13 protein-coding genes and 4 pseudogenes are annotated in these 14,719 nt (G+C 49.4%); 10 read left to right on the top strand and 7 right to left on the bottom strand.

All coding sequences use genetic code 11. The annotated features are described in order from the left end of the window. The first annotated feature begins 95 nt into the window (after positions 1 to 95). On the top strand, positions 96 to 410 hold the full coding sequence (locus tag J3482_RS21805; protein WP_369123480.1) for a winged helix-turn-helix domain-containing protein: 315 nt from the start codon (positions 96 to 98) through the stop codon (positions 408 to 410). A 373-nt stretch (positions 411 to 783) separates the two neighbouring features. On the opposite strand, the gene J3482_RS09060 is transcribed toward J3482_RS21805, so the two are convergent. The 3 genes and pseudogenes from J3482_RS09060 to J3482_RS09050 form a co-directional block, all read right to left on the bottom strand. Continuing rightward, on the bottom strand, positions 784 to 951 hold the full coding sequence (locus J3482_RS09060; RefSeq protein WP_188332228.1) for a hypothetical protein: 168 nt from the start codon (positions 949 to 951) through the stop codon (positions 784 to 786). Beyond that, positions 942 to 1,094, bottom strand: a pseudogene (locus tag J3482_RS09055) (transposase); the annotation flags it as partial. The gene J3482_RS09060 and the pseudogene J3482_RS09055, both read right to left, overlap by 10 nt. Before the next feature lie 125 nt (positions 1,095 to 1,219). Then, on the bottom strand, positions 1,220 to 2,407 hold the full coding sequence (locus J3482_RS09050; protein ID WP_146823057.1) for an NRAMP family divalent metal transporter: 1,188 nt from the start codon (positions 2,405 to 2,407) through the stop codon (positions 1,220 to 1,222). Between the two features lie 204 nt (positions 2,408 to 2,611). Here J3482_RS09050 and J3482_RS09045 point away from each other — a divergent pair, with 204 nt between their 5' ends. Then, positions 2,612 to 3,400 (top strand): putative hydro-lyase, encoded by a 789-nt coding sequence (locus tag J3482_RS09045; RefSeq protein ID WP_206922294.1) that lies wholly within the window; start codon positions 2,612 to 2,614, stop codon positions 3,398 to 3,400. Between the two features lies 1 nt (position 3,401). Here J3482_RS09045 and J3482_RS09040 read toward each other — a convergent pair whose 3' ends face one another. Continuing rightward, entirely contained in the window at positions 3,402 to 3,572 is a 171-nt protein-coding gene (locus J3482_RS09040) for a hypothetical protein (protein WP_206922293.1), read from the bottom strand. Between the two features lie 42 nt (positions 3,573 to 3,614). Between J3482_RS09040 and J3482_RS09035 the strand changes: the two are divergent. The 4 genes and pseudogenes from J3482_RS09035 to J3482_RS09020 form a co-directional block, all read left to right on the top strand. Continuing rightward, positions 3,615 to 4,176: pseudogene (locus J3482_RS09035) on the top strand (ATP-binding cassette domain-containing protein); the annotation flags it as partial. 146 nt (positions 4,177 to 4,322) lie between these two features. Then, positions 4,323 to 5,280 (top strand): annotated as a pseudogene (locus J3482_RS09030) (ABC transporter permease/substrate-binding protein). A 100-nt stretch (positions 5,281 to 5,380) separates the two neighbouring features. Beyond that, the gene (locus J3482_RS09025; RefSeq protein ID WP_206922292.1) at positions 5,381 to 6,175 is read left to right on the top strand and encodes a hypothetical protein; all 795 of its coding nucleotides are present in this window, start codon (positions 5,381 to 5,383) and stop codon (positions 6,173 to 6,175) included. Next, positions 6,172 to 6,636 (top strand): hypothetical protein, encoded by a 465-nt coding sequence (locus tag J3482_RS09020; protein ID WP_328702677.1) that lies wholly within the window; start codon positions 6,172 to 6,174, stop codon positions 6,634 to 6,636. The genes J3482_RS09025 and J3482_RS09020 overlap by 4 nt, the downstream gene beginning before the upstream one ends. Here the strand turns inward: J3482_RS09020 and J3482_RS09015 are convergent. Both J3482_RS09015 and J3482_RS09010 read right to left on the bottom strand, forming a co-directional pair. Beyond that, a pseudogene (locus J3482_RS09015) lies at positions 6,627 to 6,851 on the bottom strand (TrmO family methyltransferase domain-containing protein); the annotation flags it as partial. The gene J3482_RS09020 and the pseudogene J3482_RS09015 sit on opposite strands and share 10 nt — an antisense overlap. 142 nt (positions 6,852 to 6,993) lie before the next feature. Continuing rightward, positions 6,994 to 8,007: an SPL family radical SAM protein gene (locus tag J3482_RS09010; protein WP_206922291.1), complete on the bottom strand. Its 1,014-nt coding sequence runs from the start codon at positions 8,005 to 8,007 to the stop codon at positions 6,994 to 6,996. Between the two features lie 227 nt (positions 8,008 to 8,234). Here J3482_RS09010 and J3482_RS09005 point away from each other — a divergent pair, with 227 nt between their 5' ends. The 4 genes from J3482_RS09005 (at position 8,235) to nagB (ending at position 13,318) form a co-directional block, all read left to right on the top strand. Beyond that, on the top strand, positions 8,235 to 9,617 hold the full coding sequence (locus J3482_RS09005) for a methyl-accepting chemotaxis protein (RefSeq protein ID WP_146822852.1): 1,383 nt from the start codon (positions 8,235 to 8,237) through the stop codon (positions 9,615 to 9,617). Positions 9,618 to 9,945: 328 nt separating this feature from the next. Continuing rightward, positions 9,946 to 11,118, top strand: coding sequence for an ROK family transcriptional regulator (locus J3482_RS09000; RefSeq protein WP_206922290.1), 1,173 nt, complete (start codon positions 9,946 to 9,948; stop codon positions 11,116 to 11,118). Between the two features lie 24 nt (positions 11,119 to 11,142). Next, positions 11,143 to 12,546: an APC family permease gene (locus J3482_RS08995; RefSeq protein WP_146822855.1), complete on the top strand. Its 1,404-nt coding sequence runs from the start codon at positions 11,143 to 11,145 to the stop codon at positions 12,544 to 12,546. A gap of 46 nt (positions 12,547 to 12,592) precedes the next feature. Then, positions 12,593 to 13,318, top strand: a complete 726-nt coding sequence (gene nagB, locus J3482_RS08990; RefSeq protein ID WP_146822857.1) for a glucosamine-6-phosphate deaminase — start codon at positions 12,593 to 12,595, stop codon at positions 13,316 to 13,318. 103 nt (positions 13,319 to 13,421) lie between these two features. Here the strand turns inward: nagB and J3482_RS08985 are convergent, their stop codons facing one another. Continuing rightward, positions 13,422 to 14,624, bottom strand: coding sequence for an MFS transporter (locus tag J3482_RS08985; RefSeq protein WP_236018063.1), 1,203 nt, complete (start codon positions 14,622 to 14,624; stop codon positions 13,422 to 13,424). Between the last annotated feature and the right edge of the window lie 95 nt (positions 14,625 to 14,719).

Genomic DNA, 14,719 nt, shown 5'->3' with positions numbered 1-14,719 from the left:
CATGGTGCTGGCAAAAACCTCTTTAAGCGCAGCCTGGATATCCTCGGGTGACTTGAAATCATTCTCCTTGATAAACTGACGTAACTGCTCTCTCGATAACAAACTCATGTGTACGTCCTCCCAAACTTGTACTCCCATTTTACTGGGGTTGGGAGTTTACACAAAATATTTTACACCCTCCAAAGTATTGGACCTCCAGTTTCAAAAAAGAATTAGCGAATCATGTGTGGGGTGATGCGAGTGAAAATATTCAACATATGGTGTATCTATCAGTCTATCGGATTCGCCTAAAGTTAGAGAGCAATACCCGAACCCCCAAATACTTACTGGCTGTCAAAGGTTACGGATATATTTTGAATGGATGTTTTATTGAGGTCACAAGCGGCATCGATATATTGAAAAAACTATGAACCAAAGAAATCCAACAACTGATTTGCATGCTGCCGCCAAAAAGTATAATTGTGTGCACCAGCATACAGCGTGAGTGAAACAGGTGCAGATTGTGATTTGAGTTCCTTATAGAGAAAGACATCAGAATCGTAAAAATGGGTCTTCCTTGCCTTCAATCATATCTACCGGTATTGATATCTTTATCTTATGCGCAATGGATATCGGATCACGTTCTAACTTATCCTTTGAAGTTGGGTAAATCCAATTTAAAGATTGCGGGAGAGGCCCGGACCAAAGTGCGGCGCTCATTACCCCGACCTTAGAATACATATCTTGATGCGTAAAGGCGATTTGGAGTGCAGCAAATCCGCCCACCGGCAGATTTGAATTATGTCAACCTATTTGACTAATTTTCGATGCCTCTTTGTTTTTCTTCAGTTGCTCCTCACGCCACGCGAAATACTCCATCATGTCGAGATACTTGTGTCCCGACTGCCATTTCTCGTCGATTTCCATGAGTAGCGCACCAATATCTCCCGTACTTTTCCATATGCGCCACAAAGCTCCTCCGTAATCGCGGTAATCTTCCTCGTGGACACGCCGTTGACGACCATCTCCACCAGCGCAAGCAACAGAGCTTGTTCACTACGTTGGTAACGGGCAAACAGCTCTGTGGAAAAGTTTCCGTTACGCAGACGGGGAACAAGCCTTTCAAAATTTCATCGTCCACGGCAATGTTGTACTGTGCTGATTGTGTCATGCGCTATTTAATACGTTGTCTCTCGAAGGGAATCACTAGCACACTTGTTATGTCTCCTGAGTTTGTGGATTACAAACCAGGGAGTTGATGTATGGAGGTAATCGCGGCATAAAGTGTCACGAGGAATGCAAGTACGCCGAACACGTATAGCCAAACTGGATGTTGGTATTGCTCGCCCATGATTCGCCTGCTGCGCGCGGCGATGAGAATGACAATCAGCGTCAGCGGCAGAATTAACCCATTTAATGCACCGACGAGCACGAGGACTTTGGCGGGTTGACCGTAGAGATCGAATACAAGTGTGGAGAAGACAATAAATGCGATGATGATTGTGCGTTGGTGCTCGCGAAACCAAGGGCCAAATCCGTGTAGAAAGGTGGCACTTGTATAGGCGGCCCCGATGACGGAAGTGATGGCCGCACTCCACAGGACTATGCCGAAAAACTTGTAACCTACCACACCGAGTGCGAACCGGAATGCAGATGCGGGTGGATTCTGGCTGTCGAGCACGTGTCCAGCCGAAACGACGCCAAGAATCGCGAGGAACAGAAAGATGCGCATCAGCCCTGTGATGATGACGCCGGAAAGTGACGACTTGGTCACTTGGCCGAGGTGTTCTTGACCAGAGATGCCGGCCTCGACTAAACGGTGTCCGCCTGCGAATGTGATATAACCGCCTACGGTGCCGCCGACGAGCGTAATCATCGGGAGCATCATTACGCCATAACTCGCAGGCAGGACACTTGCAATCGCTGCTTTGCCGACTGGAGGATGGCTGGTGACCATGACGACAATCACCAAGATAATCATGATGCCGCCGAGAATTTGTGCGACGCGATCGACAATGCGACCGGCATTGCGCGATAGGAAGATGAGAATGGCAATGAGTGCCGAGACGGTGGCCATCAACTTCGTATTCAAACCGAACAGCACATTCAGTCCGAGGCCCGCGCCGGCGAGGTTGCCGATGTTAAATGCAAGTCCTCCAATGACAATCAAAATCGAAAGCAAGACACCTAGTCCGGGCAGGACTTTGTTACCAATCTCTTGCCCTCGAAGCCCGGTATAGCCGATGACTCTCCACGTATTCATCTGTGCTCCAATGTCGAGTAGGATGGATGCTAGGATAGCGAATGCGAAATTTACGCCATAGGTTTGCGTGAAGACTGCAGTTTGCGTCAGGAATCCAGGTCCGATGGCCGATGTCGCCATCAAAAATGCAGCGCCAATCAACGTGGAAATACTCGCAGCTTTCATTCCCGCAGGGCGCTTGCTTGCAGCAATTGGGCGGTCACTCAACTCAGTACCTCTTTTCTCACTTTTTAAATTTAGAATATAATACACTACATAAATAATGTTGAACAATATTAAGTATATTAACTTTCACAATTTTGAGTTATCCAGGTTGATTCATTGTGAAGATGACGGATACGTACACGATGTCAGGGGGACGAACGTGGAATGGATGAAGAGAGACTGTCACCTGCCGAGGCACGAAGGAGAATTCGTTGTAACGAATGGACGGGTCCAACTGCAGGCATGGCCAGTGGTTATACGCAAGCGAACATGGCGATTTTGAAAAAGGACTTAGCTTTCGAGTTTCTTTTGTTTTGTCAGCGGAATCCGAAACCCTGCCCGGTTCTCGATGTAACGGAGCCAGGGTCACCGATACCGCGTCTCGTGGCACCTACTGCAGACGTCCGTACGGATCTTCCAAAGTACCGAATTTATCGTCATGGGGAACTGACAGACGAAGTCCATGACATACTGGAATATTGGGAAGAGGACATGGTCGCGTTTCTGATAGGCTGTAGCTTCACCTTTGAATATCCGCTTATGAACAACGGGATTTCTATTCGACATATCGATGAGCACTGCAACGTACCTATGTATAAGACAAATATTCAAACTGTGAAAGCTGGTCGCTTCGAAGGGCCGATGGTGGTTAGTATGCGGCCCATTGCGCATGAAGACGTCATTCGTGCGGTGCAAGTGACGTCGCGATTCCCATCGGTACACGGTGCGCCTGTCCATATTGGAGACCCTGCCGCAATCGGTATTGATGACATTACAAAACCTGATTTTGGCGATGTTGTATCCATTCGTCCGAATGAAGTACCTGTCTTTTGGGCGTGTGGTGTCACTCCGCAAGCTATCGCGATGCATGTAAAGCCGGATCTGATGATCACACACGCGCCGGGGCACATGTTGATTACAGACAAACGGGATGAAGACTATGCGGTTTTGTAGTTCACGATGTTAAACCAAAGAATGGGATGCAGTGGCAACGTTCCTCGCCCAGACGAGGGACGTTGCCACTTTGAGTTTTGCCACAGGGTTGGCCGTCTGCGTTCAGATCAACAGGCAGATACGGAGTTGTTGTCGCGACGGCTGCTGCGCCGAGGAATCGTCTCTGTTTCATTACTGTCACCTCGTTATCAAAATAGAATTCTGATTTGATCATGTGTCCAAACAGTACGAAGGCGGCAGGTTTGCTGTGCGGTCGCTTAATTTGCAAATTCACGATGGAGAATTTTTTGTGCTGATTGGTCCGATTAATCAGTGACTACGATATTGATGAACTTCGTTGGAATATTGGTTACGTCCTTCAACAAATTGCGCTTTTTCCCCATATGACAATTGCCGAAAATATCGCTGTCGTACCGGAACTCCGGCGCTGGGATAAGCGAAGAATCGCTGCGCGGGTGGATGAGTTGCTGACGATGGTGGGATTGGAGCCAAACGTTTACAGAAACCGTAAACCGCGTGCGTTATCCGGTGGTCAACAGCAACGTGTGGGGGTCATACGGGCGCTTGCGGCGGATCCGGAAATCCTTCTGATGGACGAACCTTTTAGTGCGCTCGATCCGTTCAGTAGAGAAAAATTACAGGATGATCTTTTGGAAATCCAACAGAAACTCAAGAAAACGATTGTCTTTGTCACCCATGATATGCAAGAAGCGATGAAACTGGGGGATTGGATTGGCTTGATGAAAGGGGGAGAACTGGTTCAGGTTGGGACCCCTCATAACACCTTTTGACGAGGTGTTGGAACACCTATCCCGATTTGAACCACTCTCTGTCGAGGAAGATGGGCATCCAATCGGGATTATCAATCGCCAGCATGTACTTTCGTACATGTCGCAATACTTGAGGGTCGGAGGGCAGCGGAATGAATAATTTGGTTCGCGCGTTTTCACAAACGAAGTCTCAGCTTTTGAGCGCGTTGCTGCAGCATATTGAAATCTCGCTGATTGCCCTCTTTTTCTCATTGGTTATTGCCATACCTCTTCCTGTCTTCGGAATCGGGACGGTACCGGCAGTCATCGCCCTTGTGGCATATGCTTTGCTCCCCCTCTTACGCAATACGTACACGGGTATCAAGGAAGTTGACCCTTCTCTGATTGAAGCCGCACGCGCCATGGGGATGAACACGCGAAAACGGCTGCTCAAAGTCGAACTCCCGTTGGCAATGCCAGTGATTCTGGCGGGGAATCGAACCGCGACGATTATCTACTGATTATTATCGGCGCCATTCCCACGGCGTTGCTCACGATTGTTTTCGATGTTCTGCTGCGGCAGCTTGAACGCATCTTCTCGACAACATGTACGCACTGCTCATTGAGCACGATACGAATTTACAGGAACCGATATTACTGAACTGTTAAAAGAAACTCCGAAAAGTACAAATTCCGCATCGGTTTATCAGCAAGCAAAAGCGGGTATGGCGAAAAAATTTAAGATGGATTTGTTAGACCCAACGCAGTTTAACGACACATACGCACTCGCGGTGACGCAAAGTTTCGCTGACAAATACCACCTCAAAACGATTTTTGACCTGGCACGTGTTCAACAGGATGTGAAAGCAGGGTTTGATCCCGAATTTTCCACCATTCAGGTTGGTTGTCTTGCAGGATAATGAGCACTTCTTTCCACCGTATCAAGGGGCACCCTTACTGCGACAAGATACTGTTCAAGAATATCCACAGATTGTACCGGTTTTAGATCAACTGTCAGGAAAAATCACGGACAGTGAAATGCGGAAAATGAATTACGAGGTCGATGTCGAGGGCATGAGCCCGGCAACGGTGGCAAAGAATTTCCTAACCCAGTCGGGATTACTTCCGTAGGGACTTGCGGATTATTCATGATTGTGAATATTGATTTTCAAGAGTGACACAATACCTGTATGGGGCCTTGAAAATGTATCCTTAAAAGGTTGTTGTGTCCGTGGATAATTTTCGTAATATATCTAATAAGTACCGGCGTTACAAAGCACATGTCAGTGTGCTTGGCACGACGCAACTGCACTTGCGCAATCCTTATATTATTGCTTGGTGGTCTGCGGCATTTCCCGGGTTTGGCCATCTGCTGTTGAGTAAGTATTTGCGAGGCTATATTTTGTTTATTTGGGAAGTGGTTGTCAACGTTCAAGCAGATATCAACACGGCGATGGTGCACTCGTTCGAGGGCAAGTTTGAACTTGTAAAGACAGATTTACATCCCAGATGGATGTTGATGTATATCCCTGTCTTTGTATTTGGTATCTGGGACAGTTATCGAACGTGTGTAGATATGAATAATGTGTACTTGCTCGCTGAACGAGAGGATGCGCCATTTAACTCCTATACGGTCGGATCAGCTGAAATTAATTATTTGGACAAAAGGAATCCCATTATGTCGGTCTTGTGGTCACTCTTTATGCCGGGGCTCGGGCAGCTACACATTCATCGTGTGTTAATGGCTTTTTTCTCTCTGGCGTGGGGGATTGTATTTTTGTACCAATCCAGGTTGCTCGAAGCTGTGCAGTTTCTATTTTTTGGCGACTTACAGAAGTCAACCGCTGTGCTTAACCCGGAATGGTTGATGTTCATGCCTTCCGTATGGGGATTTGCCGCGTACGATTCGTACATCAATACAGTGGAAAACAACAAGTTGTTCGAATATGAGCAAAGAACTTTTCTTCGTAAAAACTATCAGAGCCACAGTTTTACCATTAAAAAGGGACAAGTGATAGCGGAATGATGCAAATTATGTCGACTTTCGAGCATTCACTCAAGCTGGAATTGGCGATTAGCGCGTTGGAACTTGCAGGCATTCAAAAGCAGCACATTTTTGCCGTGCCGTTAACGAATCGAAAGGTAGACCGAAAACTACTCGACAATCTGCATAATTCTGATGGTGTTACTTTATTTAGTACCGGTGCGGCCCTCGCGACAGCGTTTGCTGTTGTTGGAGCCAGTATCGGGTTTTCACTCAAATGGGGACCGATTTATTGGGGGCTTATTACCGCGGGAAGCGGTTTTTTGATTGGGTTTTTTATTGATTTATTTATCAATAAGGTGATAAAAAAGCGCAAACGTCTTCTGCGGGGCAAGAATCCGCAAGTGATTTTAATTGTTGAGTGTCGGGAAGACCAAGCTGACAACGTTGAAAATATCCTTTGGAAGTACTTGGCCATCGGGCTGGCACGGGTTCAAAATTGACTGCTTCGGGATGAGGAGCTTTTTGCAGTCAGAGATAGTACTTTGACATCGCGTATCTTGCAACGTGAGACCCCAAGGCGGTTCGGACGTGACTTGGCGCGTTGCGCGAAAATCCCAACCTTCGGGTAATTTGTATCATTGCGGGGGTGGCGAGCGATAGTTTCAACGTGGTTCTCTGACACTCGATTCATAAAAAAGACGACTTCGCAATGGGAAAAGTGGTGTGAACCTTGCGAACGACAATTCCACTATGACTGGTATTGGCGGCAAAATAAATGAGTTATCTAGAACGCAAATGACGGTAACGGACTTTTGGATGAATGGGCCCCGTAAGGGACATCAGGCATTGTTCAGTGATTAGATGGGGAGCGTTAATTGTACGCTCTGCGAGAGCATTTCGTCTCTATTTACACACGAAATATCGGTCAATGCACCATTCTCGGACGAACGTGTGTCTTCCTGCCCTGTATTGTAACGGGAGAGAGGACGCGCTGGAATGTCTGTCGTCATCTGCTGTTCGTCTAGCATGGCATGCACGGAATCCATCAGAGGCCACACATACGACTGTGGGGCATAGGCGCCTTGATATAGACGCTGGTATTTCCCGACAAGTTCGGGGTAGTGTCGTTGGATGGTCTGCAAGAACCACGTCTTTACCTCCCCGCTCAGGCGAAGAACCGACGGAATAATAAAATGCGCACCGTGATGAATCGCGAGACGAATGACGTCATGTAATTGTTCGCGTGAATCCGTCAGGTGCGGGATGATAGGGGCAAGCAGGATACCGACAGGGAGACCTGCATCCGCCAATGTTTGGATGGTTTCGAGCCGTTTCTGCGGCGCTGGCGTTGCCGGTTCGAGGTTTCGCCAAACCGATTTGTCCAATGTATTGACACTGAGATGGATGGACTGGATATTCATCTGTTTCAAGATGTCGATATCGCGACGGATAAGGGGCGAGCGGGTCGTGATGGATGTTTGAATACCGTAGTGCGCAAGCACCTCAAGGCATTTACGCGTCTCACGCTTATGTGCTTCGATGGGCTGATAGGGATCTGTCGCGGTACCGATGTTCACGAGACCAATGTCCTTTTGGAGTCTTGCGTAATCTCCTTGGTGATGTTTAAGTTTGCGACGAAGTTGTGCGTTTAACACATCGGAAGCATTTTCCTTGACGAAGACATGGTGACGGAATGTATCGTCTGCGGCGAGGCCCATGTACGTGTGCGTGACGCGCGCGTAACAGAAACTGCAACCGTGCGTGCATCCGCGATAGGGATTGATGGACCACTGGAAGGGCATCTCTGGTGCGGTGACTTTATTCATCACCTGTTTTGGTGTAATCGACTCAAATACGGGCGGCTTGCGCATGCTTTCACCTGATTTCGTGAACTAGAGAATTTTATACGAACATATGTTCCACTTTCTTGTTGAGAGTTATTCTACAGCGCATGGGTCGCTGCCGCAAGCCTTTTGTAGTCTATTTCTACTAGTCCATCTGCATCTGTCGAATCGTGGTGAATCTTGCTAGTCTGAGATTGGAATTTATTCGCTGTGAAATCATCGTGTAGTGTTGGGTGCTGAGAGGATGGACGACGATGGAGACGACATTGAAATCATTGCAGTCAAAGGCCGCACCACCGGCAGGCGGGCGTAACCCGGAGGGCCACAGTAAACCGCCGACTGCGGCATCCGGTGGCCGTGAAATGCATGTGCCATTTTTGCGTCAGTTGCGGGGAGAAGTCACATGTTACTGGCTAGGGGCATCGGCGGGGGCGATTTTGGCGGATTTGATTTTGTGGCGGATGGCAGCGCGAATGCATGCCACTTGGTTAGAGGCGAGTCTCATTGGCGTGATTCTGCTGATTGTTGTGCTTGCGCTCTTAGTACAATGGCGTTTTCGCGTATTATTTCGGCCAATTCGCATCTTGTATCACGAAGTGATGCAACTTCAGCGCGGCGACTTGGGAGACCATGGCGTGCAGGTTGCTGGGCGAACGGATTTGGTGTTGGTCGTTCGGGCACTCCAAGATGCAAAGCGGAGCATCCGCGACATTCTCGTGCAACTCAAACAGGTTTCCAACGATTTGGCGGACTCTTCATCGTCGCTGCGAACGGGTGCCAGTGAGACGAGTTTGGCGTCGAAGCAAAACGCCTCTGTGGTGATGGATATGGCAGGGGCTGTCGAGACGCAGCACCAACTGACGCAAAAGACGCAGGCAGCCATGGCGCAAACACTCGCAACCGTTCGTCAGATTCAAGAGATGTCCTTGGATACGAGTAAGCTGTCGCAGGTCATGCTCTCCAAGGCGCAATCGGGAAAGGATGAAATGGCTGGCACCACACGGCGCATGGGCGACATTGAACGGGAGGTACAAGAATTATCGCAGCGTGCGAAGGAGTTGGCACATTGGGCTTCGCAGGTTATGTCGACAAGTCAGGCCATTCGCTCCATTGCGGAACAAACGAATTTGCTTGCGCTCAATGCGGCGATTGAAGCTGCGCGTGCGGGGGACGCGGGTCGCGGTTTCGCCGTTGTAGCAGGGCAGGTTCGCAAGTTGGCCGAACAGGCGAGCGATGACTCGGAACGGATACACGGCGTCGTCGTAGAGATGGAACAGCACGCAAAGGCGTCTGTGTCTTCGATTGAGTCAGTCGCCGCCAACGTGTCGGAGGGGGCGCGGGCCGTCACGGCTACGGAGCAGTCGTTTTTGTCGATTGTCGAGGATATTCACGACTTGGAACAACGCGTGCAAAACGTCCACGCGGCGGCGGAAGGAATTAGTGAACAAGCCGGAACGGTGGACGAGTTCATGCAGTCGTTGGTCGCGATTTCATCTTCGCAATCGGAGGCGATTGAGACCGTCGCCGCGTCTAGCGAGGAACAGTTGTCGATGATGGAGGAAGTGTCGAGGAGTGCCTCGACGATGAGCCAGATGGCAGGAGACTTGCAAGTCGCCGCTGCAAGATTCCAGTGGTGACGTGAAGCTGGGGTAAATGCCAGTCCTAGTGGAAAACTAGGAGCACAGCGACGAGGGTGGTCTATTTCTAGTCAATGAACGATGAAGACGAACGCAGCATATGGAAATGCTGCGTTCGTCTTTATTTTTTCGGCGGTAGATAGTCCCGATGTTGCTTCATGGTATGTCATGGCCCGAATACCCTGGTTGTGCGCAGTTCATGCTACATCTAGCATTCGCCTAAATTCACATTTGAATGCGTTTACATATCGTCGGTTTAGCTATACAATAAATCAAAAACAGTTTGTTTGGTATAAGAACAAACAAACCGGATTGGGAGTGTGGAGAAATGCGAATGGGGACAGTCGTGCGCAATGTGAATCGAGCAAACGTGTTGAAGGAGGTGCGATTGAATCACCCCATTTCAAGAGCGGACATCGCAAAGCGCTTGGGGCTTAGCCGGTCGGTCGTCTCCGAAATCGTCGATTCTTTAATTGAAGAAGGGTTTGTTCGCGAGATAGGTACTGGAAACTCAACGGCGAAGGGTGGGCGTCCGTCCGTTCGATTAGAGTTTGTTCCAACAGCCCGCTATTCGTTTGGAATGGACATCGGTGGGACAAAGACGATGTTGATGATGACGGATTTAAGTGGGACTGTTATCGCTCAGCGAAAGATTCCATCGCATGGCGCTGGGCGGGATATCGTAGATCATTTGCGCAACGAGGCCCAAGCTTTTCTTGAGCAGTCGGGTGTTTCATGGGACAAAATTGTGGGTTCCGGAATTGGGGCACCAGGTCTCGTCAATCATGCGCAGGGGACTGTCATCGCTGCACCGGGGCTAAATTGGATCAACGTCAATCTCAAGGAAGCGTTTCGCACGTATTTGCCCGAGCCAATTATCGTTGACAACGATGTCAATATGGCGCTTCTCGGTGAAATGTGGATGGGTGCGGGTGGTGAAGACGAGGACGTGATTTTTGTGGGCATCGGCACCGGCATTGGGGCCGCGTTAATGATAGGCGGACAAATTCATCGCGGTGTTGCGGGGTATGCTGGGGAGGTTGGATATGTCCCAGTAGATCCTTTCACAAATCTTCAAAGTGACGTCGCCGAATTTGGGGCTCTAGAGAAGTTGGCATCGGGAACGGGTATGCGAAACGAGGCAAAAGCGCACTTGAGTGAATTTCCGAATTCTCGATTGAAACGTGGAGAAATTCAGGCGGAATCGGTGTTCGAAGCTGCCCGTCTGGGCGATGAATTGGGTCAATTTATTGTAGATAGAACGGTGAAGTATTTGGCTTTTGCGTTGTCACATATGGTTGCCTTGGTCAATCCGGGCAAGATTATTTTGGGTGGCGGCGTGATGCAGGGTGGGGATACGTTTCTCACGGAAATTGATCGGCGTTTGAAACAAATTATGCCGATTCGAACGAATCTGGCGTTAGCGCAGTTAGGGGAGCTGGCAGGCGCTTATGGCGCAGCAGCAAGTCCCATTTTTGATATGTACGGAACGCAGGTTTAATTCGTATTCATGAGGTGAAGTTTGATGGCTCAGCGAGAAGGACAAAGATTGGAACGTGGCATTGGTCTGTTTCAAGCCACGGCCACGAATATGTCACAGATGATGGGCGCTGGCCCATTTATTACGATACCGATTATTTTGCAGGAAATGGGTGGCCCTCAGGCTGTATTTGGTTGGATGACAGGCGCCATTCTAGCGGCACTGGATGGATTGGTCTGGAGTGAATTAGGATCCGCAATGCCCGGTGAAGGCGGGACATACGTGTATTTGCGGGAAGCGTTCCAATATCGGTCGGGCAAACTGATGCCATTTCTCTTTATTTGGTCTACGATTATCGTCACACCGCTCATCATGTCCACGGGTGCCATTGGTCTGACGCAGTACCTGGGATACTTTTTTCCGCATATGACGGGACTTGAGTCGAAACTCGTCGCGGTCTTTATTACGATTATTACCATAGCGCTGCTCTGGCGGCGAATTCATTCTGTCGCAAAGTTGACCACTGTGTTGTGGATAGGTGTCATCCTCACGGTCGTGATGGTGATTATTGCTGCTTCGACACATTTTAATGCGCATGTCGCTTTCTCGTTTCCGCCGAATGCATTTGCGCCGTCGAAATTTTTGCTAGGTCTTGGGAGTGGAATGTTGCTTTCGATTTACGACTACCTGGGCTACTACACGGCGTCGTACCTTGGAGATGAGGTTTCCAATCCCGGTAAGACGATTCCTCGTGCGATTCTCATGGCGATTCTATTCGTTGCCATAATCGATCTCAGCATGAACATCGGCATCATCGGAAACATCCCGTGGCAGACGGCGATGAAGAGTACTGATATCGGTACGCAGTTGGTTCAAAGCGTTTGGGGACGGCCTGGTGCGATTATGATCACCTTGTTAATTATCTGGACTTGTTTTGCATCTGTGTACGCAGGTCTGCTTGGGGCCTCTCGACTTCCTTATAACGCGGCGCGTGACGGTCTGTTCTTTAAATCCTTTGCTAAGTTGCATCCGAAACTGAATTTCCCGCATGTGAGTCTGCTCGTGATGGGTACCATCATGGCTATCTGCTGTTTCTTTAACCTAACCACAATCATTAATGCGTTGATGGCGATGGCAATCGTGATCCAATTTATGGGGCAAATTGTCGCTTTAACGGTTCTCAGGAAACGGCAACCGAATTTGAAACGACCATTTCGTCAATGGCTGTACCCGGTTCCGAGTATGCTCGCTTTCATTGGATGGGCTTACGTGTTTTACTCAGCTGGCTGGGCGGCCATCCGCCTAGCGATAATTTGGACTGCCTTCGGTATCATCGCTTTTTTGATTTGGGCATATCGGAAGAAGGAATGGCCTTTTGGGGAAAAAGTCATTCAGGAGGTTTATGTAACACCATCAGCAAAAACTGGTAAACACGAATTTATAGATTAACGATGATAATCTCATCAGGAGAAGATGCGAAGATGGAGGAGAGAACATGAATATTCGAGTGTTTCGTACGCCTTCCGATGCAGGCATCTATGCTGCGTCGATATTGGAACGAGTGGTTACCTCGAAGGAGCGACCCGTCCTCGGCTTGGCGACGGGCGGAACGGTTATCCCTGTCTATGAAGCATTTGTGAATTTGGTTCGTTGTGGGTTGGATGTTTCCCATGTCACGACACTGAACTTAGACGAATATATCGGCCTTGCACCTGACCATCCGCAAAGTTATCATGCGTTCATGAATGAGCATCTGTTTTCAAAAGTCGGGATTCCCGTAGAATCCACGCATTTACCGAATGGAATCGCATCGGATCTAAGAGCAGAATGCGAACGATATAACGCAGTGATACGAAAAAACCCGATTGATATTCAAATATTGGGTATTGGTGTAAACGGGCATATTGGGTTTAACGAACCTAGTCATACGCTGATTACAGGGACACACGTCGTAAACTTGTCAGCGGAAACGATTAAGATGAATGCGCGATTTTTTCAAAATGAAGAGGAAGTTCCTCGGCAGGCCATCACAATGGGCGTGCAATCGATTTTGCAAGCGAAACAAATCATTCTCTTGGCGTTCGGAGCGCAGAAGGCTGAAATTATCCGTGAAGCCTTGAACGATGGAATTCGTACAGATGTTCCGGCGAGCATTTTACAACTTCATAAGGACGTTACCGTAATTCTTGATGAACAAAGTGCAAGGCACCTGGACTTGTAATTGAAATGGAGCGTTTTATAGATTTGATGAAGGACGAACGCGGTGGATTTGAACGCCGCGTTCGTCTTTGTTTTACATTGCTGCATGCCCCATCACTACAACATTAGGCCTTCAGCTTGGCGCGATGCGCTCTGTCCTGGAGCATGCTGACGAGCGCCAGGAGAATGCCGACGACGGTAATCAGTGCGGCGGCAATAGGCACGGCGCGAAGGCTGATGCCGCTGATAATCACGCCGCCAAGAAAGGCGCCGCCCGCATTGCCGAGATTGAACGCGGCGATGTTGAGTGCTGAAGCGACAGTCGGGGCTGCCTTCGCCACGTTGAGCGTGCGCACTTGCAATCCTGGAACAATGCCGAAGGCGGCAGCCCCCCACACGAGGATGGTCAAGATGGCGAGCGGCTTGAACTCATCGGTGATGCTAAACACTGCTAGAATGATGGCGAGTAAAATGAGAATACCCGTCAGGGACGGCATCAGTTTTTTGTCTGCGAGTTTTCCGCCGTAGATATTCCCCACAGTGATGCCGACGCCGAAGATGACGAGGATGACAGATACCATGTCAGGCGAGAACTTCGTGATGTTCTCAAGGATGGGCGTAATATACGTGAACGCGGTGAAGACGCCGCCAAAGCCAAAGACGGTCATACACAAGGCGACAATCACGCGCGGACTCCGCAGTACGGATAGTTCCTGTTTCAGGCTCGAAGTTGCCGCTTCGACGCGCGGAACGAGCTGAATAATCCCTAAGAGTGCAACAAAGCCAAGGGCTGTGATGAGCCAAAATGTCGATCTCCACCCGTAGTGCTGCCCGAGAAATGTCCCGATGGGCACACCGAGGATGTTCGCGAGCGTGAGTCCCGTGAACATGGTCGCGATGGCAGCGGCGCGCCGTTCTTTTGGAACCAATTCGGAGGCGACGACGGATCCGACACCGAAAAAGGAGCCATGTGCCAATGCCGCAATCACCCGCGCCACCATGAGGACGGAATAGCTCGGTGCCAGTGCGGACAGCCCGTTGCCGACAATGAAAATGCCCATCAACATCAGTAGAAGTGCTTTGCGTGGCATTTTGTGTGTGGCGACGGTCAGGATGGGCGCTCCGATAGCCACGCCTAGCGCGTAGCTTGTGATGAGCAATCCGGCCGCAGGGATTGTGACGTGGAGGTTGTCTGCCACGTTTGGCAGTAGCCCCATGATGATAAACTCGGTCATGCCAATCCCAAATGCGCCGACCGTCAACGCGTACAGTGCCATGTTGCCACGGCGCGGGACGGGATTTGCGGATGTGGGATTCATGGTGTTCATTGTGTTGCATATCCCCTCTCTTGCCATAATTCAGTTCCGTTATGATACCTGATATGGATTTGTTACTGATGCATCGTAACATAGGTTCATCCGGA

Origin of the sequence: Alicyclobacillus suci, from assembly GCF_017329615.1 — a bacterium.
Classification (GTDB): domain Bacteria; phylum Bacillota; class Bacilli; order Alicyclobacillales; family Alicyclobacillaceae; genus Alicyclobacillus; species Alicyclobacillus suci.
This window is presented reverse-complemented; position numbering and strand designations above follow the sequence as displayed.